Source organism: Mycobacterium sp. 1245805.9 (genome assembly GCF_001672915.1).
GTDB lineage: Bacteria > Actinomycetota > Actinomycetes > Mycobacteriales > Mycobacteriaceae > Mycobacterium.
Genome location: NZ_LZKR01000146.1, coordinates 1 through 20591 on the forward strand (window position 1 = coordinate 1; position 20591 = coordinate 20591).

11 protein-coding genes and 1 pseudogene are annotated in these 20591 nt (G+C 70.7%); all 12 read right to left on the minus strand.

The window, feature by feature from the left end:
* Window positions 1-2650, minus strand: a 2650-nt coding sequence (locus A9X00_RS19475) for a type I polyketide synthase (protein WP_156772186.1), incomplete at its 3' end; no start/stop codon positions are given.
* Between the two features lie 15 nt (window positions 2651-2665).
* Complete coding sequence (locus tag A9X00_RS19480) at window positions 2666-8989, minus strand: type I polyketide synthase (protein WP_067157031.1); 6324 nt, start codon at window positions 8987-8989, stop codon at window positions 2666-2668.
* A gap of 133 nt (window positions 8990-9122) precedes the next feature.
* A complete protein-coding gene (locus tag A9X00_RS19485; RefSeq protein ID WP_067157034.1) occupies window positions 9123-10184 on the minus strand; it encodes a type III polyketide synthase in 1062 nt (353 codons plus the stop codon).
* 353 nt (window positions 10185-10537) lie between these two features.
* Window positions 10538-11956: an argininosuccinate lyase gene (gene argH / locus A9X00_RS19490; protein ID WP_067157037.1), complete on the minus strand. Its 1419-nt coding sequence runs from the start codon at window positions 11954-11956 to the stop codon at window positions 10538-10540.
* 97 nt (window positions 11957-12053) lie between these two features.
* The gene (locus tag A9X00_RS19495) at window positions 12054-13256 is read right to left on the minus strand and encodes an argininosuccinate synthase (RefSeq protein ID WP_067157040.1); all 1203 of its coding nucleotides are present in this window, start codon (window positions 13254-13256) and stop codon (window positions 12054-12056) included.
* Window positions 13257-13266: 10 nt separating this feature from the next.
* Entirely contained in the window at window positions 13267-13761 is a 495-nt protein-coding gene (locus A9X00_RS19500; protein ID WP_067157043.1) for an arginine repressor, read from the minus strand.
* A complete protein-coding gene (gene argF / locus A9X00_RS19505) occupies window positions 13758-14684 on the minus strand; it encodes an ornithine carbamoyltransferase (protein ID WP_067157046.1) in 927 nt (308 codons plus the stop codon). The genes A9X00_RS19500 and argF overlap by 4 nt, the downstream gene beginning before the upstream one ends.
* Window positions 14681-15871 (minus strand): acetylornithine transaminase, encoded by a 1191-nt coding sequence (locus tag A9X00_RS19510; protein WP_067157049.1) that lies wholly within the window; start codon window positions 15869-15871, stop codon window positions 14681-14683. Before A9X00_RS19510 ends, argF begins: the two co-directional genes overlap by 4 nt.
* Window positions 15868-16755, minus strand: a complete 888-nt coding sequence (gene argB / locus A9X00_RS19515) for an acetylglutamate kinase (protein WP_067157052.1) — start codon at window positions 16753-16755, stop codon at window positions 15868-15870. The genes A9X00_RS19510 and argB overlap by 4 nt, the downstream gene beginning before the upstream one ends.
* Window positions 16752-17966: a bifunctional glutamate N-acetyltransferase/amino-acid acetyltransferase ArgJ gene (gene argJ, locus A9X00_RS19520; protein ID WP_067157055.1), complete on the minus strand. Its 1215-nt coding sequence runs from the start codon at window positions 17964-17966 to the stop codon at window positions 16752-16754. Before argJ ends, argB begins: the two co-directional genes overlap by 4 nt.
* A pseudogene (gene argC / locus A9X00_RS19525) lies at window positions 17963-19022 on the minus strand (N-acetyl-gamma-glutamyl-phosphate reductase). Before argC ends, argJ begins: the two are co-directional and overlap by 4 nt.
* Window positions 19023-19157: 135 nt before the next feature.
* Window positions 19158-20591, minus strand: a 1434-nt coding sequence (locus A9X00_RS19530) for a hypothetical protein (protein ID WP_232006885.1), incomplete at its 5' end; no start/stop codon positions are given.

The following is a 20591-nucleotide window of genomic DNA, read 5'->3' on the forward strand; positions in this document are numbered from 1 at the left end:
GCGTCCAACAGGCCGAGACGCTGGGGGCAGGGGTGTTCGTCGAGGTGGGGCCCGGCAAGGCGCTGACGGCCGCGGTGGCGCAGTCGTCGACCACCGACGCGGTGGTGTCCGTCGCCAAGGACCGGGCCGAGGTCGAGTCGCTCCTCACCGCGGCCGTCAGCGCCTTGCCGGGCCCCACCTCGACGAACACCCCTGCCCCCAGCGTCTCGGCCTGTTGGACGCCGTCGGCGAAGCGCACCGGCGCGCGGACATGTTCGACCCAGTACTCCGGCGAGCCGTACCCTGGCCCGGCCACCTGGCCGGTCACGTTGGAAATCAACGCAATCCGCGGCTCGGCCGGCGAGACCTGGCCGACCACCTCCGCGAACCGCTCGATCATGGGTTCCATCAGCGGGGAATGGAACGCATGCGAGACCGCCAGCCGATGGATCCGCCGGCCCTGCTGAGCCAACCGGTCGGCCACTGCGTCCACCGCGGCCCCCTCGCCCGAAATCACCACGGCGCTGGGCCCGTTGACCGCCCCCAGGCTGACGCCCTCGGTCAACAACGGCGCCACCTCGGCCTCACTGGCGGCCACGGCGACCATCACGCCGCCGGCGGGCAGTGCGCCCATCAACCGGCCCCGGGCGGCCACGAGTTTGGCCGCGTCCGCCAGGGACAGCACCCCGGCGACGTGGGCGGCGGCGATCTCACCGACGCTGTGGCCGATCACGACATCGGGCAGCACACCCCAGACCCGCCACAGCGCGGCCAGTGCGACCTCGACCGCGAACAATGCCGGCTGGGCAAACTCAGTGCTTTCCAACAGGTTCGGGTCACCGCCCCACACCACCTGACGCAGCGGCAACCGCAGGTGTTCGTCCAACGCCTGCGCGGCCTCGTCGAAGGCGCGGGCGAACTCCGGGAATCGGCGGTACAGCGCCGCGCCCATCCCCAGGCGCTGCGACCCCTGGCCGGGAAACAGCCACACGGTCTTGCCCGCCGACCGCGCCCGTCCGACGACCGTATCGGGGCCCGGGTCGCCGGCGGCCAGCTGCACCAGGCTCAGTTGCATGGCCTCGCGGTCGGCGCCCACCACCACGGCGCGATGATCGAAGGCGGAGCGGGTGGTGGCCAGCGACCACCCGACGTCGGTGACGCTCAGGTCCTCGTCGGCGCTCACCCGCGCCAGCAGCCGCTTGGCGGACACGCCCAGCGCTTCGGGCGTGCGAGCCGACAGCACCCACGGCGCCACGACGGCCTCGCGCGGCCTATCCCGTTCCACCGCAACGCCTTCCAGCGCTGGTGGATCCTCGATGATCACGTGGGCGTTGGTCCCGCTGATCCCGAACGACGACACCCCGGCCCGGCGCGGGCGATCCCCCGCGGGCCAGGGCCGCGGCTCGGTCAACAACGACACCGCCCCCGCCGACCAATCCACATGCGGCGACGGCACATCCACGTGCAGCGTCTGTGGCATCACCCCGTGACGCATCGCCTGGATCATCTTGATCACCCCGGCCACACCGGCGCCGGCGGAGGTGTGGCCGATATTGGATTTGATCGACCCGAGCCACAGCGGTTCGACGCGATCTTGTCCGTAGGTCGCCAGAAGTGCCTGGGCCTCAATCGGATCCCCGAGCACCGTCCCGGTCCCGTGGCCCTCGACCACGTCGACGTCGGCCGCGCTCAGGCCGGCGCTGGCGAGGGCCGCCCGGATCACCCGTTGCTGCGACGGCCCATTGGGTGCGGTCAAACCGTTGGAGGCGCCGTCCTGGTTGACCGCCGAGCCCCGCAAGATCGCCAACACCGGATGCCCCAGCCGGCGGGCGTCGCTCAACCGCTCCAGCACCAGCACACCCGCGCCCTCCGACCACGCGGTGCCGTCGGCGGCGCCGGCATACACCTTGCATCGGCCGTCGGGCGCCAGCGCCCGTTGCCGGCTGAATTCCACGAAGGCGGCCGGGGTGGCCATCACGGTCACTCCGCCGGCCAGCGCCAGGTCGGACTCGCCCGAGCGCAGCGACTGCGCGGCCAGGTGCATCGCCACCAACGACGACGAACACGCGGTATCCACCGACACCGCAGGGCCTTCCAGCCCCAGCACGTACGCCACGCGGCCGGAGGTCACGCTCAGGGTCGAGCCGGTGAGCCCGTAGCCCTCCAGTTCGCCCTTCACCTCGCCGCCGTAGCCGGCGTGGATGACGCCGGCGAACACCCCGGTGGCCGAGCCGCGCAGCGTGAGCGGGTCAATGCCCGCCCGCTCCAACGCCTCCCAGGAGATCTCCAGCATCAAGCGTTGCTGCGGATCCATCGCCAGGGCCTCGCTCGGGCCGATGCCGAAGAACCCGGCGTCGAAGTCGCCGGCGTCGCGCAGGAAGCACCCGCGGCGCGTGTACATCTTCCCCTTGGCGTCGGGATCCGGATCGAACAACCCGTCGACGTCCCAGCCGCGGTCGGTCGGAAAATCCGACACCGCGTCGCGGCCTTCGACCACCATGTCCCACAACGCTTCCGGTGAATCCACCCCGCCCGCGTAGCGGCAGGCCATCCCCACCACCGCGACCGGCTCCGACTGCTTGCCCTCCAACTCCAGGACGCGCCGGCGCGTCCGCCTGAGGTCGGCGGTGAGGCGCTTGAGGTAATCGAGATGCTTTTCGGTGCCCGGCACCGCGTGCTCCTTAAGTTACGAGCCCAGCTCTTCGTCGAGGATGGCGAAGAGTTGGCTTTCGGTCGCGGTGTGGATGTCGGCGTCGTCGGTGTCTTCGAGGCCGGCGCTGGTGAGGGTGGTTAGCAGGTTCTGCAGCCGGATGGCCAGGTGCGTCTTGTCTTCCGGGTCCCAGTCGGTTCGGTTGAGGAGCGCTTGTAGCTCCGCGGCGATGTCGTTGGCGCGGGCCGCCGGGTTGGGTTTCTCGGTCCCGGTCGCGAGGCGGGTGTCCAGGTATTCGCCCAGCGCGGTGGGCGTGGGATGGTCGAAGATGATGGTGGGTGAAAGGGTCAGCCCGGTGGCGGTTTTCAGCCGGTTTCGCAGTTCGACGGCGGTCAGGGAGTCGAAGCCCAGTTCCTGGAAAGCCCGTTCGGCGTTGATGTCTGCCACGTTGGTGCGTCCCAGCACGGTGGCGGCGTTGCTGCGCACCAGCTCGACGAGTTCGCGGTGGCGCTGGTCGGGCGCCAACTCCCGCAGCCGCGCGGTCAGCCCCGTCGTCGAGGCGGCGACCGAGGTGTCGTCGATGACGCGGCGAGCGGGACGGGTGGCCAAACCGTGCAGCAGAGGTGGCAGCGCTGCGGCGTTGTGCGACAGCGCGATCCGGTCCAGGGACGTGGCCACCACGACGAACCGCTCGCCCACCATGGCGGCGTCCAGACGCTGGAGGGCCTCGGTGGTCGACAATGGCGCGAGGCCCAGCCGGCTCATGCGGTCCTTGTCCGTGTCGCCCAGGTGCGCGGTCATCGCCGATGCCTGCTCCCACAGGCCCCAGGCCACCGACAAGCCGGGCAAACCATTTGCGCGGCGATGCGCGGCCAGCGCGTCCAGGAAGCTGTTGGCCGCGGCGTAATTGCCCTGTCCGGGGGTGCCGACGATCCCGGCCATCGACGAAAACAGCACGAACGCGGACAGATCCAGCCCCGCGGTCAGCTCGTGCATGTTCCATGCCCCGTCGACCTTGGCGCGCAACACCGCATCCACTCGCTCGGGCGTCAACGACGCGATCAATCCGTCGTCCAGCGTCCCCGCGGCATGAAACACCCCGCGCAACGGATACTCGGCGGGCACCCGCGCCAACAGCGCCGCGGCCGCGTCCCGGTCGGCCACATCGCAGGAAACCACCGACACCCCGGCCCCGGCCGACCGTAACTCGGCCTCCAGCTCGGCCGTTCGTTCGTCGCCGCCGCTCCTGCTGGCCAGCACGACGTGGGCCACCCCGTACTGGGCGACGAGGTGACGTGCCAGCGCCGAACCGGCCATCCCGGTTCCGCCGGTGATCAGCGCGGTGCCCCCGGAAAGCCCCGACGACAGCGTCAGCACGATCTTGCCGACGTGGCGGGCCTGGCTGACGAACCGGTACGTCTCGGCGGCACGGCGCACGTCGAAAGCCCTTGTCGGCAGCGGCTTCAGGACGCCCTCTTTGAACAGATCGGTCAGCTCGGCCAGCATGGCCGCGATGCGATCGGGGCTGACCTCGGTGAGGTCGAAGGCCTGATACCGCACGCCGGGGTGCTGCGCGGCGATCTCGTCGGGGTCGCGCAGGTCGGTCTTGCCCATCTCGACGAAGTGCCCGCCGTCGACCAGTAAGCGCAACGAGGCGTCCACGAACTCCCCGGCCAGCGAGTCCAGTACGACGTCCACCCCGCGGCCGCCGGTCGCCGCGAGGAACTGTTGCTCGAACGCGGTGGTCCGCGAGTCGGCGATGTGGTCGTCGTCGAAACCCATCGCGCGCAACGTTTCCCACTTGCCCCGGCTGGCGGTGGCGAAGACCTCGGCCCCCCAATGCCGCGCCAGCTGCACCGCGGCCATGCCGACCCCGCCCGTGGCGGCGTGGATCAGCACCCGCTGCCCGGCGCGCAGCCCGGCCAGCACCGACAGGCCGTACAGCGCCGTCAAGAACACCACCGGCACGCCTGCGGCCTCGAGGGTTGACCACTGCGCCGGGACCGCGGCCACCAACCGCGCATCGACCACCGCTTCCGAGCCCACGACGCCGAGCAGCCCCATCACGCGGTCACCGACCGCCAGCCCGGACACACCGGGGCCGACTTGGGCGATCACGCCGACGCCCTCGGCGCCCAGCTGGCCGCCGCCGGGGTACATCCCCAACGCCACCAGCACATCCCGGAAGTTCACCCCGACCGCGGCCACCGCCACGCGCACCTGGCCGGCGGCCAGCTCCACCGGCGGGCTCGGGCGCACGACCAAGTCCTCGAGCGTCCCGCCGCCGCCGGTGTCCAACCGCCAATTCCCGGCCGGCAGCGCCAACGCCGCGTCGGGCGGCACCGGCGCCAGCCGGGGCGCGTAGGCGACCCCGGCCCGGATTGCCAACTGCGGTTCGCCGCAACCGATTACCGCGCTCGTGTCCAGCGACCCGTCGGAGTCGACCAGCACCACCCGATCGGGGTGCTCGGCCTGGGCGGAGCGGACCAGTCCCCACACCGCCGCGCCGGCCAGGTCCGCGACGTCCTCGCCGGGCAGCGCCACGGCGCCGCGGGTCTGCACGACCAGCACCCCGCGCCCGTCGCCGGCCAGCCAGGACTGCAACACGCCCAACGCCTCGTGAACGGCCTCATGAGCGGCGCGCACCACATCTGGGCCCGCGCCCGGTTCCCACACCACCACACCGTCGCCGACACCGGTGTCGCCCAACGGCGTTGGTGACCAGGCGACCTCGAGCAGCCCGCCGGCGGCCGGGCCCGCCGCCGACAGCTGGCCCGCCGACAGCGGCCGCAGGTCAAGCCGTCGCACCGACAACACCGGAAGGCCCATCGCGTCGGCCAGCTCGATGGACACCGCCCCGGGGCCCACCGGCGCGATCCGCACCCGCGCCCGCGCTGCGCCCGCCGCGTGCAGGCTCACCCGCTGCCAGGAAAACGGCAACACTGTCGGGGCGTCCGGGTCGGCCAGGCCTAGCGAGTGCAACGCGGCGTCCAGCAGCGCCGGATGGATCCCGAACCCGTCAACCGTGACGCCGGCCTCTTGTGAGACCGCGACCTCGGCGAAGATCTCGTCGTCGCGCCGCCACATGGCCCGCAATCCCCGAAAGGCGGGCCCGTACTCGTAACCCCGCGCCGCCAGGCGCCGGTAGGCGTCGCTCACGTCGACCGGCTCCGCGCCCGCGAGCGGCCATGCCGACAAGTCCGCGCCCGGCTCGGCCGCCCGGACCCCCAGCAGGCCCTCGGCGTTCAACGTCCACTGCGAATCCGGCTGCGCACCAGCGGAATACACCGCCACGGGCCGCGAACCCGCCGCGTCCGCCCCGCCGACGACCACCTGAACCTGCACCGAGCCGTCCGCGGGCAGCACCAGCGGGGCCGACAGCGTCAGCTCCTCGACCGCCGGGCAGCCGACCTCGTCGCCGGCGCGGGCGGCCAGTTCCACAAACCCGGCGCCCGGGAATAACGTCACCCCGGTCACCCGGTGATCGGCCAACCAGGGGTGCGCGGCGGCGGACAGCCGACCGGTCAGCACCACCCCGCCCGAATCGGGCCGCTGCACCACCGCACCCAACAGGCCGTGCTCGGCCGCGGCCAATCCCAACCGGCCCATGTCACCCGAACCCATGAACTGGCCCGGCAACCAAAAGCGCTGTCGCTGAAACGCGTACGTCGGCAGCTCCACGCACCGCGCGTCGCCGCCGGCGAACGCCGCCCGCCAATCCACCTCTGCCCCGGCGACGTGCGCCTGGCCCACGGAGAGCCAGAACCGGTCGAGTCCGCCGTCGTCGCGGCCCAGCGACGGGACGACGGTCGCGTCGTCGGCGGAACCGACCGTTTCTTCGATGCCGGCGATCAACACCGGGTGCGGGCTGCATTCGACGAACATCCGGTGCCCGGCGTCGCGCGCGCCACGCACCGCGCGCTCGAATTCCACCGTCTCGCGGATGTTTCGGAACCAGTACTCGGCGCCCAGGCCCGCGGTGTCCATGACCTCACCGGTGACGGTCGAGTAGAACGCGGTCGAGGAAGACCGGGGCTCGATGTCCGCCAGCGCCTGAATCAGAGGTTCGCGGATCGCGTCCACCTGTGTGGAGTGCGACGCGTAGTCGACGTCGATCCGTCGCGCCCGAACGTTGTCGGCCTCGCAGCGCCGGATCAGCTCGTCCAGCGCCTCCACATCGCCGGACACGACGACCGCTGAAACGCCGTTCACCGCAGCGATATTCAACCGATCGCCCCCGTGCGCCGCCAACTCCCGCGCCTGCGGTAAGCCGCACGCCAGCGAGGCCATGCCCCCCTCGCCGGACAACTGCAGCAAGAGCAGGCTGCGCAACGCCACCACCCGCGCGCCGTCCTCCAGCGAGAGCGCGCCCGCCACGCACGCCGCGGCGATCTCGCCCTGCGAATGGCCGATCACCGCGTCGGGTGCGACGCCCACGGACCGCCACATCTCGGCCAGCGACACCATCACCGCCCACAGCGCCGGTTGCACCACGTCCACCCGGTCCAGCCCCGGCGCGCCCGGCGCCGCGCGGATGACGTCGATCAACGACCACTGGACGTGCTCGCCGAGCGCCTTGTCACACCGTCGCATGTGATCGGCGAACACCGTTGACTCGTCAAGCAATTGGGCCCCCATGCCGACCCACTGCGAGCCCTGCCCCGGGAACACGAACGCCGTCTTGCCCGCCGGACGGGCCCGGCCCGCCACCACGCCCGCGCCGGGCGAACCGGACGCCACCCCGGCCACGCCCGCCAGCAGGGCCTCGCGGTCGCGACCCACCACCACCGCGCGATGCTCGAACGTCGAGCGACTGCTGGCCAGCGACCACCCGACATCGGTGGCGCTCAACCCCTCTCGGTCGCCCACCCACGCCGATAGCCGAGCCGCCTGGTCGGCCAACGCGGGCTCGGAACGAGCCGACACCACCCACGGCACCGAGGGCGGCTCGTCGCGTTGGGCCGCAACCGGTTCCGGCTCGGCGGGTGCCTCTTCGACGATCACGTGGGCGTTGGTGCCGCTGATCCCGAACGACGACACCCCGGCCCGGCGCGGCCGATCCCCCGAGGGCCAGGGCCGCGCCTCCGTCAACAACGACACCGCCCCCGCCGACCAATCCACATGCGGCGACGGCACATCCACGTGCAGCGTCCGCGGCATCACCCCGTGACGCATCGCCTGCACCATCTTGATCACCCCGGCCGCGCCCGCACCGGCCGACGTGTGGCCCATGTTGGATTTGATCGACCCGAGCCACAGGGGCTCAACCCGGTCCTGCCCATACGTCGCCAAAATCGCCTGGGCCTCAATCGGATCCCCCAGCATCGTGCCGGTGCCGTGGCCCTCCACGACGTCCACGTCGGCCGCCTCGAGGCGAGCGCTGGCCAACGCCGCCCGGATCACCCGCTGCTGCGACGGCCCGTTCGGCGTCGCCAGCCCGTTGGAGGCGCCGTCCTGATTGACCGCCGAACCGCGCAGCACCGCCAGCACCGGATGCCCCAACCGCCGGGCGTCGCTCAACCGCTCCAGCACCAGCATCCCGGCGCCCTCGGAGAACCCGGTGCCGTCGGCGGCGCCCGCGTAGGCCTTGCACCGACCGTCGACCGACAGCGCCCGCTGCCGGCTGAAGTCGACGAACATCGCCGGCGTGGCCATCACGGTCACGCCGCCGGCCAGCGCCAGATCGCACTCGCCCGAGCGCAACGACCGCGCCGCCAGGTGCATCGCCACCAACGACGACGAACACGCCGTGTCCACCGACACCGCCGGGCCCTCCAGCCCCAGCGCGTACGCCACCCGGCCCGACGCCACGCTCAGCGTCGTGCCGCGCATCCCATAGCGCTCCAGCTCTCCCGGCACCCGGCCCGCGCCGCCGTACGAACCGTGGAAGACGCCGGCGAACACCCCGGTGGCCGAGCCGCGCAAGCGCAGCGGGTCGATGCCCGCGCGTTCCAGCGCCTCCCAGGAGATCTCCAGCAGCAACCGCTGCTGCGGATCCATCGCCAGGGCCTCGCTGGGTGCGATCCCGAAGAAGGCGGCGTCGAAACCGGCCACGTCGGCGAGGAACCCGCCCTGCCTCGAATACGACTTGCCGACCGCGTCGGCGTCCGCGTCGAACAGGTCCGCCAGGTCCCAGCCCCGGTCGTCCGGGAAGTCCGACACCACGTCGCGGCCCTCGGCGACCATCGCCCACAGGCCCTCGGGCGAATCCACCCCGCCGGGATACCGGCAGCCCATCCCGACGATCGCCACCGGTTCGGTTGCCTGGGCCAAGTACTCGCGGTTCTCCCGCTTGAGCTGCTCGTTTTGTTTCAGGGACGCGCGCAGGGCCCGCACGAGCTCTTCGTGAGTGCTGTTCATGAGCCCCGGCCTCTCGGGATACTCAATCGGCGCCAAGCCGCGCGACGATCATCGCCATATTCTTTCAGCGGCCGCTCGTGCCGTGTGCGGATCTCGTCAACTGCGGGCGCCAGGGGTCGCGCCACTCGTGGACTCAATGCCAGCGCAGGAGCACGAGCTCAGAACAGAATCCGGGACCCATCGCGATCATCAGCCCGGGGCTATCACTGGGCGGCGGCTTGGCCAGGGTGTCGCGCAGCACGTGCAGCACCGACGCGGACGAGAGATTGCCGATCTCACCGAGCGAACGCCAGGTCAACTCCAGGGCCTCCGGCGGCAGGTCGAGGGTCTTGACGATCGCCTCGATGACCTTGGGACCGCCGGGATGGCTTACCCAGGCGCCCACGTCCGTGGTCGTGAGGCCATGCTCTCCCAGGAACCCGGTGACGTCGTCGTACAGGTACTGCTCCACAACGCCGGCCACGTCCTTCGAAAGGACCAGCTCGAAGCCGGTGGCGCCCACGTCGTAACCCATCGTGCGCAGCGAGTCGGGGTAAAGGTGGCTGCGCGAATCGACGATGTCGGGACCGACGGCACCGATCTGCTCGGCGCGGCGCTCCCCGACGGCCACCACCGAGCCCGCGCCGTCGGCAAACAGCGCGCTGCCGACCAGGCCGGCCACCGTCGGCTTGTAGCCCGGGTAGGTCATCGAGCAAAGCTCCACCGACACCAGGGCCGCGACGCCGTCCGGCGCTCCCCGCAGGTAGTCGTTCATGCGGGCGACCCCCGCGGCGCCGGCCACGCAACCCAATCCGAACAGCGGCACCCGCCGCACATCCGGTCGCAGGCCGAGCCGCCCGGCGATGCGGGCGTCCAGCGACGGAACCGCGATCCCGGTGACCGTCGTGGTGATCAGCACGTCGAGGTCCTGCGGCTGCAGCCCCGCCTCTTCGAGGGCGCCCGACAGCGCCTCACAGCCCAGATCCACGGCGTGCTCGATGAACACCCGGTTGGCCACGCTGAAGTCGGTCAGCGTCGGGTATTTCTCCAGCGGCAAAACCAGGTGGCGGCCGTTGACTTTGGAGCTGGCGTGCAGCTGGCGTACCAGATCCTCGTATTCGGCGAACTCCGGGATGCTGATAAAGAAATCGGTCAGCTCCCGCTGCGAATAGCGGTGAGGCGGCAGGGCGCCGAAGACACCTGCGATGACGCTCATTGGTCCCACCCTTTTGGAGACGTGTAACTAGGCCGACAAGTTCAGCCAGATCGCTTTTCGAGCTGAAAGCTTAGCCGGGTTTCATAAGTAAGGCAGAAACGAGCCGCCGACCTGCGGCGTTAGCTGCGGTTGTAGGCGACGAGGCGACATCAAGTCGGCGACGACGCCGCAGCGCATCGCGGAGGCACAACGCCAGCCGAGCGACTCGGGGAAAGTCCCAATGCATTTCCCGTCCCAACAATTTACCGCTGCGTCAATATGCCGGTGGCCGCCATTCGGCGCGAAAGAATTTATCGCCATTTGCTAGCCGATGGCATTTGTATCCAAAGGTCCGGTTCTCGTCGGATTCCCGGCTATGGCTGCGGTGTTAGGCGGTCCTTGAGCTCGGCGCTCCTGGCCAACACCGCGTCGAGCTGCTCGGCGACCCGGGTGGGCGCGGTGCCGCCCCGCGAATCCCGCGCGGCCACCGACCCCTCGATGGTCAGCACGTCGCGGACCTCCGGGGTCAGTTTGGGGCTGATGGCGGCCAGTTCGTCGTCGGTCAGCTCGTCGAGCCCGACGCCGCGTCCCTCGGCGGTGCGGACAGCCGCCCCGGCGGCCTCGTGCGCGGACCGGAACGGGACGCCCTGGCGAACGAGCCACTCCGCGATGTCGGTGGCCAGCGTGTAGCCGGCCGGGGCCAGGGCGGCCATCCGCTCGACGTCGAACGTCAGGCTGGCCACCAGGCCGGCCATCGCCGGCAGCAGCAGCTCCAGCTGCGCCACCGCGTCGAACACCGGCTCCTTGTCCTCCTGCAGGTCCCGGTTGTAGGCCAGCGGCTGCGCCTTGAGCGTCGCCAGCAGCCCGGCCAGGTTTCCGATCAGCCGCCCGGCCTTGCCGCGGGCCAGCTCGGCGATGTCGGGGTTCTTCTTCTGCGGCATGATCGAGCTGCCGGTGGACCACGAGTCGTGCAGGGTGACGTAGCCGAATTCGGTTGAGCTCCACAAGATGATGTCCTCGGCCAGCCGGGACAGGTCGACGCCGATCATGGCGAAGACGAACGCGGCCTCCGCGGCGAAATCCCGGGCTGCGGTCGCGTCGACGGAGTTCTCGGCGGCGGCGGCGAAGCCCAGCTCCGCGGCGATCGCGTCCGGGTCCAGGCCCAGCGACGTCCCGGCCAGCGCGCCCGAACCGTACGGGGACACCGCCGCGCGCCGGTCGAAGTCGACGATGCGGTCCACGTCGCGCAGCAACGGCTGGGCGTGCGCGAGCAGGTGATGCGCCAGCAGGATCGGCTGGGCGGACTGCAGGTGGGTCTTGCCGGGCATGATCGCGTCCGGGTGGGCGGCGGCCTGGGCGGCGTGCGCGGCGACGATGTCGAGCGCCCCGCCGGCGACCCGTCGGGCCGCGTCGCGCAGCCACATCCGAAAGAGCGTGGCCACCTGGTCGTTTCGCGACCGTCCGGCGCGCAACCGGCCGCCGAGGTCGGGCCCGACCCGGTCGATCAGCCCGCGCTCCAGCGCGGCGTGCACGTCCTCGTCGGTCACCAACGGCGTGAAGCTGCCGTCGGCGACGTCCTCGGCAAGGCTGTCCAGGCCGGCCAACAACCCGTCGCGCTGCCCCTCGTCGAGGAGCCCCGCCCGGAACAGGATCACCGTGTGCGCCCGGGAGGCGACGATGTCGTAGGGCGCGAGCACCCAGTCGAAGTGCGTGGACTTGCTCAACGCGGCCAGCGCGTCCGACGGCCCGTCGGCGAACCGGCCGCCCCACAGCGACCCCTCGCGAGTGCTCACGCTTGCACCCTCACGACCCCGCGAGCGTGCGCAGTTGTACTGGAAACGCGGCGTGTCGCTGTGCAGACACGCACGCTCGCGGGGGTGAGGGGCGTGATCACTGGCCCGCTAGGTCCCGGCGGGACGCGATCTTCGACGACAACCCGTGCACGTAGACGAAGCCTTTCGCGGCCGACTGGTCGAAGCTGTCGCCCTCGTCGTAGGTGGCCAGGTTGAAGTCGTACAGCGACTCGGTACTGCGCCGGCCGTTGACCGCAATGTGGCCGCCGTGCAACACCATTCGCACCTCGCCGGTCACATGCTCCTGGGTGTTGGCGACGAAGCTCTCCAGCGCCTCCTTCAGCGGCGAGTACCACAGGCCGTCGTACACCAGCTCGGCCCAGCGCTGGTCGGTGTGGCGCTTGAACCGGCCCAGCTCCCGCTCCAGGGTCACGTGCTCGAGTTCGGTGTGCGCGGTGATCAGCACCATCGCCCCGGGCGCCTCGTAGATCTCGCGGCTCTTGATGCCCACCAGCCGGTCCTCGACGACGTCGAGGCGCCCGACGCCCTGGGAGCCGGCCCGCCGGTTGAGTTCCTCGATCGCCTGCAACATCGACACCCGCTTGCCGTCGATGGACACCGGCACCCCGCGCTCGAACCCGACGATCACCTCGTCGGGCGTGCTCCAGTTCAGGGTGGGGTCCTCGGTGTAGGAGTAGACGTCCTTGGTGGGGGCGTTCCAAAGGTGTTCCAGGAAGCCGGTTTCCACCGCGCGGCCCCACACGTTCTGGTCGATCGAGAACGGCGAGCGCTTGGTGACGTTGATGGGGATGGCGTTCTCCTCGGCGAACGCGATCGCCTTCTCCCGCGTCCAGGCGTAGTCGCGGACCGGCGCGAGCACCTCCAAATCCGGTGCCAGCGAACCGAATCCGACTTCGAAGCGGACCTGGTCGTTGCCCTTGCCGGTGCAGCCGTGCGCGACGATGGTGCCGCCGTGCTCGCGGGCCGCCGCCACCAGGTGCTTGACGATCAGCGGCCGGCTGATCGCCGACACCAGCGGGTAGCGGTCCATGTACAGCGCGTTGTTGAGCACGGTCGGCAGGCAGTAGCCCTCGGCGAACTCGTCGCGGGCGTCGACGACGACGGCCTCCACGGCGCCGCAGTCCAGGGCCCGCTGGCGCACCAGCTCCATGTCCTCGCCGCCCTGGCCGAGGTCGATCGCGACCGCGACCACCTCGCGGCCGGTCTCCTTGCCGATCCAGCTGATCGCCACCGAGGTGTCCAGCCCGCCGGAATACGCCAGGATGACGCGTTCTGACATTGACCTCTCCTTACTTCAGGTTCTCGAGCATCCCGGCGAGTTCCGCGCCCGTCATCGGTTCGCGCGCAACCACCAGGATGGTGTCATCACCGGCCACGGTGCCGACTACGTACGGTAGGGCCGCGCGGTCGATCGCGCTGGCCAGATAGTGCGCCGCACCCGGCGGGGTGCGCAGCACCGCGAGGTTACCGCTCGCGTCGGTCGACACCAGCAGCTCGCCGAGCAGGCGCGACATCCGGTCGGTGCCGCCGGCCACCCCGCGCACCGGGCTGCCGTCCTCGGGGACGATGTAGACGCCGACGCCGCCGTCGGCGCCGCGCAGCTTGACCGCGCCCAGTTCCTCCAGATCGCGCGACAGCGTGGCCTGGGTGACGTCGATGCCCTCGCCGGCCAGCCGGGCCGCCAGTTCGCTCTGACTGCTGATCGGCTCCGACGACAGGATCGTCACGATGCGGGCCTGCCGACCGGCACGAGTGGTCTCGGCGCTGGCCTTCGAGCGGGTCATCGGGATCGCTCCAGCAGCCACACCAGCAGCGCCTTCTGGGCGTGTAGCCGGTTTTCCGCCTCGTCCCACACCGCGCTGGCCGGCCCGTCCATCACCTCGTCGGTGATCTCCTCCCCGCGGTGGGCCGGAAGACAGTGCAGCACAACGGCTTCCGGGTCGGCCAACCCGACGAGCCGGGCGTTGAGTTGGAACGGCCGAAATGGCCCCACCCGATCCAGCCCATCGTTCTCCTGGCCCATCGACGTCCAGGTGTCGGTGACGACGACGTCGGCGCCCTTGGCCGCCGCGTCGGGGTCGGCGGTCACGGCGACCGATGCGCCGGTGGCCTCGGCGCGCCGCCCGGCCGCGGCCACGATAGCCGGCTCCGGCGTGAAGCCGTCAGGGGCGGCGACGGTTACGTGGATTCCGGCGGTCACCCCGCCGAGGATCAGCGAGTGCGCCATGTTGTTGGCGCCGTCGCCGAAGTACGTCAGCCGCAAGCCCTTCAGCGAGCCCTTGCGTTCGGCGATGGTCTGCAGGTCGGCGAGCACCTGACACGGGTGGAAATCGTCGGAGAGCGCGTTGATCACCGGCACCGTCGCGGAGGCGGCCATCGCCTCCAGCCGGTCCTGCCCGAACGTCCGCCAGACGATGGCGTCGACGTAGCGGGACAACACCTGTGCGGTGTCGCCCAGCGTTTCGTCGCGGCCCATTTGGGTGCTGCGGGCGTCCACGACGACGGCGTGCCCGCCGAGTTGGGCGATGCCCACCTCGAAGGAGAACCGGGTGCGGGTGGAGTTCTTGTCGAAGATGACCGCGACCCCGCGGGGCCCTTCGAGGGGGCGCCGGGCGAACGGGTCCTTCTTCAGTTCGGCGGCCAGGTCGAGCACCTCGGCCTGTTCGGCGGGCGACAGGTCGTCGTCGCGCAGGAAGTGCCGAATCATGTTGCCGCCCCCGCGGTATCGAGGATGCTCGGTAAGGCGGCGATGAAGCCGTCGATCTGCGCCTCGGTGATGATCAGCGGCGGCGCCAGCCGGATGACGTCGGGGGCCGCGGCGTTGACCAGGAATCCCGCGTCCCGCGCGGCGGCCTCGGTGGCCTTGGCCGCCGGCGCCGAAAGCACGACGCCCCAGAGCAATCCGCGGCCGCGCACGTGGTCGATGAGTGGGTGCCCGAGCCGTTCGATGCCGTCGCGCACGGACTTGCCCAGCACCTCGGCGTGCCGGACCAGATCCTCGGCGGCGATCACCCGCAGCACCGCCAGCGCGGCCGCGGTGCAGATCGGGTTGCCGCCGAAGGTGCTGCCGTGCAGGCCCGGGGTGAGCAGCTCGGCGGCCGGCCCGACGGCCAGGCACGCCCCGATGGGCAGCCCGCCGCCGAGCCCCTTGGCCATGGTCACCACGTCGGGGGTGATGCCGTCGTGCTGGTGTGCGAAAAACGCTCCGGTGCGGCCCATCCCGGTCTGGACCTCGTCGAGCACCAGCAGGGCGCCGTGGCGCGCGGTGATGTCGCGCGCGGCGGCCAGGTAGCCCTCGGGCGGGACGACGACGCCGCTCTCCCCCATGATCGGTTCGAGGAACACCGCGGCGGTGTCGTCGCCGACCGCGGCGGCCAAAGCGTCGGCGTCGCCGTACGGCACGTGCGTGACATCACCGGGCAGCGGTTCGAACGGCGCCTGCTTGGTGGGCTGGCCCGTCAGCGCCAGGGATCCCATCGTGCGGCCGTGGAAGGCCTCTTGCGCGGCAACCAGTTTGGTGCGGCCGGTGAGCCGCGACATCTTGAACGCCACCTCGTTGGCCTCGGTGCCGGAGTTGCAGAAGAACACCCGCGCCGGCGCGTCGGCGCCGAGCAGGGCGACGAGTTCCTCGGCCAGCGCGATGCCCGGCTCGGTGGCATAGAGATTGGAGGTGTGCCCCAGCGTGGACATCTGGTGCGTGACGGCCTCGATGACGGCCGGGTGGCGATGGCCGAGGACGTTGACCGCGATGCCGCCGAGCAGGTCCACGTAGGTCTTGCCGTCCACGTCGGTGACGACGGCGCCGTCACCGATGGCGAGCGCAACCGGCGGGGTGCCGTAGTTGTGCATCATCACGGCGTCCCATCGCTGCTTCAAAGTCTCGGTGGCCGTCATGCGCTGATTACCTTGGTTCCGGTGCCCGCATCGGTGAAAAGCTCGACCAGCACGCAGTGTTCGACCCGGCCGTCGATGACGTGCGCGCTGGGCACACCCCCGGTGACGGCCCGCAGGCACGCCTCGACCTTGGGGATCATGCCGGTCTCCAGCGTGGGCAACAGCCGCGCCAGCGCGACGGTGTCGATTTCGCTGACCAACGAGGCGCGGTCGGGCCAGCTGGTGTACAGGCCTTCGACATCGGTGAGCATCAACAGTTTTTCGGCTCCCAGGGCTTCGGCCAGCGCCGCCGCGGCGGTGTCGGCGTTGATGTTGTGGACCACGCCTTCGGCGTCGGGCGCCAGCGTCGACACCACCGGAATGCGGCGTGCCGCAATCAAATCCAGCACCGCGGCGGTGTTGACCAGCTCGACGTCGCCCACCAGCCCGATGTCGGTGGCCACGCCGTCGACCGTGACGCTGCGCCGCACCGCGGTGAACAGTTGCGCGTCCTCGCCAGTAATCCCGACGGCGTAGGGTCCATGCGCGTTGATCAGGTTCACCAGTTCGCGCCCCACCTGGCCGAACAGCACCATCCGCGCCACGTCGAGGACTTCGGGCGTGGTGACCCGGAAGCCGCCCTTGAAGTCGCCTTCGATGCCGAGCCGGCGCAGCATCGCGGTGATTTGGGGTCCGCCGCCGTGCACGACGACGGGGTGGATGCCGCAGTTGCGCAGGAACGCCATATCGGCCGCGAAGGCGTGCCGCAGCGTGTCGTCGGTCATCGCGTTGCCGCCGTATTTGATGACGACGATCTTGCCGTGCAATTGCTTGAGCCAGGGCAGGGCTTCGGCGAGCACCTGCGCTTTGATGGCGGTGGGCAGTTCTTCGACGCGCAGGCTCATGAGCTGTAGGCCGAATTCTCTTCGACGTACCCGTGCGAAAGGTCGGTGGTCCGGACAGCGGCCCGCCCGTCGCCGACACGCAGGTCGACGGTGATGTCGATGTCGGCGCCGGAAAGGTCCACCTCGCGCGCGCCGGGCGCCCCGACCCCGTCGACGCACACCGCAAAACCGTTGAACGACACCGTGATCCGGTCCGGTTCGAGGGTGACAGGCGCCATGCCGACGGCCGCGAGTACCCGGCCCCAGTTCGGGTCGGACCCGAACACCGCCGTCTTGACCAGGCTGTCGCGGGCGATCGCCCGCGCGGCCGTCAGCGCGTCGTCCTCGGAGGCGGCACCGGTCACGGTGACGGTGACGCGCTTGGTGACGCCCTCGGCGTCGGCCTGAAGCTGCGCGCATAGATCGTCGCAGACCCGCAGCACCGCGTCGTCGAGCTCGGCCTGGGACGGGGTGATCTCGCTGGCTCCCGAGGCCAGCAGCAGCACGGTGTCGTTGGTGGAGCAGCACCCGTCGATGTCGAGCCGGTCGAAGGTACGGGCGGCGGCGTGGCGCAGCGCCCGGTCGAGTGCCTCCGGGGCGACGGCCGCGTCGGTGGTGAGGACACACAGCATGGTGGCCAACGACGGGGCCAGCATGCCCGCGCCCTTGGCCATCCCGCCGATCGTCCAGTTGTTGGGATGGTGCAGCGCAACCTGTTTGGGCACGGTGTCGGTGGTCATGATGGCCTGGGCGGCGTCTTCGCCGCCGGTCAGCCCGCCGGCCATCTCGTGCACGATCTCGCGCACCCCGGCGAGCACCTTGTCCATCGGCAGCCGGTCGCCGATCAGCCCGGTGGAGCAGACGCCGACCTCGATGGCGCCGGTCTCGGTGCCCCAGTCCGACAGCGCCGCCGCGACGGCCTCGGCCGTGGCGTGGGTGTCCTGGAAGCCGCCGGGACCGGTGCAGGCGTTCGCGCCGCCGGAGTTGAGGATGACCGCCCGCAGCGCTCCGGTGGTCAGCACCTGCTGGGTCCACAACACCGGCGCGGCCTTGACCTTGTTGCGAGTGAATACCCCGGCGGCCGCGTAGTCGGGCCCCTCGTTGAAGACCAGCGCGAGGTCGCGGGCCCCGGATGCCTTGATCCCGGCGGCGATGCCGGCCGCCCGGAACCCGGCCGGGGCGGTGACACCCTGTTCGCGCAGCAATCGCGCCTCGGCGGCAAGCTGTGTCACGGCGCCACCCCCACCACCGAAAGGCCTTCGCTCTCAGGCCAACCCAGCGCCAGGTTCATCGACTGCACGGCGGCGCCGCCCGTGCCCTTGACCAGGTTGTCGATCGCGGCGATCGCTACGAACGTCTCCGCGGCCTCGTCCACCGCCACCGCGATGTGCGTGGCGTTGCTGCCGATCACCGCGCCGGTGCGGGGCAGTTGCCCGTCGGGCATCAGGTAGACGAAAGGCTCGGCGTCGTAAGCCTTTTCGTAGGCGGCCCGCAGCTGTGACAGCGGCGCCCGGGTGCGCGCGGTGCAGGTGGCCAGGATGCCGCGGGAGGTCGGGATCAGCACGGGGGTGAACGACACGGTGACGTCGCGGTCGGTGACGGCCCGCAGCCCCTGGGCGATTTCGGGGGTGTGCCGGTGCGCGCCGGCGATGTTGTAGGCCCGCGCCGATCCGATGACCTCCGAGCCGAGCAGGTCGGTCTTGGCGGCGCGGCCGGCCCCGGAGGTGCCGCTGACGGCGACCACCGTGACGGCCGGGTCGATGAGGTCCTCGGCCATCGCGGGCGTCAGCGCGAGCAGGGCTGCCGTAGGGTAGCAGCCGGGAACCGCGATGCGGCGCGCGCCGCGCAGCCGTTCGCGTGCGCCGGGCAACTCCGGCAACCCGTACGGCCAGCTGCCGGCATGGGTCGTTCCGTAGAACCGCTCCCAGGCGGCGGCATCCGTGAGCCGGAAATCGGCGCCGCAGTCGATGATCAGGGTTTCCCGGGCGAGCCGTTCGGCCAAGGCGGCCGAATGGCCGTGCGGCAGCGCCAAAAACACCACGTCGTGGTCTTTGAGGACGACTTCGTCGGTGGGCTCGACCACGCGCTGGGCCAACGGAATCAGATGCGGATGGTGCTCACCCAGCGTGCTGCCGGCGCTTGCCGCCGCGGTCAGAGCGCCGATCGTGAGGCGGCCTTCGGCGTAGCCCGGGTGCCCGAGCAAGAGCCGTAGGATTTCCCCACCTGCGTAACCGGTAGCACCGGCAACCGCCACCCTCAACACGTCGGCCATCTCGACGATTCTGCATGGTTATGCAGTTGTTTGCAAATCCATTCCAGCGGTCTGTCTGGGGGCGGTGTGCGCCCAGGAGGTCGCGTCGGGCAAGGCTTCGCTTCGCTTCGGAAGAGCGAGGCCTACACGACACTCCTGGGCGCCACCGGGCTTATCCGGAGACCCCGATCCCCAAGCTGGCATTGATCGCGGCCTGTATTGAGAGGGCGAGATCGGTCAGCGCCGCGTTCAGCGCTATGGCGAGCGAGCCGCCCGTCTGTTCCAGCGTGGCGGCCGCGCCGGAGAGCCCGGCCGCAAGGGCGGTGCCGAACCCGAGCAGGCCGGGAGCTCCCACTCCTAGGGTCGCCCCGAAACCGCCGAACAGCGCGCCACCGACCTGGGCCGCGGTGTTCTCCCAGATTGTCACCAACGCATTACCCGTGCCGGCCAACCCGGACAGGCCCGTCGCCAGGCTGCCGCCCAGGGTTTCACCCGCCTGCACCAGGCCCGCGAGGCCGCCGGTGAGTCCGCCCGTCAGCGATCCGGTGGCCTGTACCAGCCCGTTCAAAGCGGCACCGAGGTTAGCCGACAGCGCCGCATTGATGGACAGTCCCAAGTTGGGAATGGACAGCGTCGACAACGCGGCAGCGAAGTTGGCGGCCAGGCTCTCGCCGGTTTGGATCGCCGTGTTCAGGCCAGCTGCGAGGTTGCCGGCGAAGTTGGCCGCCAGCGTCTCACCGGTCTGGATGAACGCGTTGAGGTTGGTGCCCAGGTTCAGGCTTCCCGCCAACATCGCGTTCAGCGACGCACCCAATCCGTTCAGCGACGCGCTGATTGAACCACCAATTCCGTTCAGCGCCGCGCTCAATCCCAGACTCAGCCCACCCAGGTCAGGCAGCGTGAACGGAGGCAGGGCCGGGAAGGTGAAAGGCGGTAGCGCCAGCGCCCCCGACAGGACGGCGTTCAGCGCGGCGTTGATGTCGGCACCCAGGTTGGGCAGCGTAATCGGCGGCAGACCCGGGAACGGCGGCAACGTGAAGCTCGGCAGACCCGGCAGCGACAGGTTGATCGGCGGCAACGTCAACGCCCCCGACAATGCCGCGTTCAACGCTGCGCTGATGTCCGCCCCCAGGTTGGGCAGCGTGATCGGCGGCAGACCCGGGAACGGCGGCAACGTGAAGCTCGGCAAGCCCGGCAGCGACAAGTTGATCGGCGGCAACGTCAACGCCCCCGACAGGACCGCGTTCAGCGCCGCGTTGATGTCCGCCCCCAGGTTGGGCAGCGTAATCGGCGGCAGACCCGGCAGCGGCGGCAACGTGAAGCTCGGCAGACCCGGCAGCGACAGGTTGATCGGCGGCAGGGTCAGTGCCCCCGACAGTGCCGCGTTCAGGGCGGCGCTGATGTCCGCCCCCAGGTTCGGCAGCGTAATCGGCGGCAGACCCGGGAACGGCGGCAACGTGAAGCTCGGCAGCCCCGGCAGCGACAGGTTGATCGGCGGCAACGTCAACGCCCCGGACAGGACCGCGTTCAGCGCCGCGCTGATGTCGGCACCCAAGTTGGGCAACGTAATCGGCGGCAGACCCGGGAACGGCGGCAACGTGAAGCT

Excerpts from the sequence above, each read along its gene's own strand:
- A9X00_RS19480 (WP_067157031.1), bottom strand. The coding sequence starts at position 8,989 with ATGAACAGCACTCACGAAGAGCTCGTGCGGGCCCTGCGCGCGTCCCTG.
- A9X00_RS19485 (WP_067157034.1), bottom strand. The coding sequence starts at position 10,184 with ATGAGCGTCATCGCAGGTGTCTTCGGCGCCCTGCCGCCTCACCGCTAT.
- A9X00_RS19495 (WP_067157040.1), bottom strand. The coding sequence starts at position 13,256 with ATGTCAGAACGCGTCATCCTGGCGTATTCCGGCGGGCTGGACACCTCG.
- A9X00_RS19500 (WP_067157043.1), bottom strand. The coding sequence starts at position 13,761 with ATGACCCGCTCGAAGGCCAGCGCCGAGACCACTCGTGCCGGTCGGCAG.
- argF (WP_067157046.1), bottom strand. The coding sequence starts at position 14,684 with ATGATTCGGCACTTCCTGCGCGACGACGACCTGTCGCCCGCCGAACAG.
- A9X00_RS19510 (WP_067157049.1), bottom strand. The coding sequence starts at position 15,871 with ATGACGGCCACCGAGACTTTGAAGCAGCGATGGGACGCCGTGATGATG.
- argB (WP_067157052.1), bottom strand. The coding sequence starts at position 16,755 with ATGAGCCTGCGCGTCGAAGAACTGCCCACCGCCATCAAAGCGCAGGTG.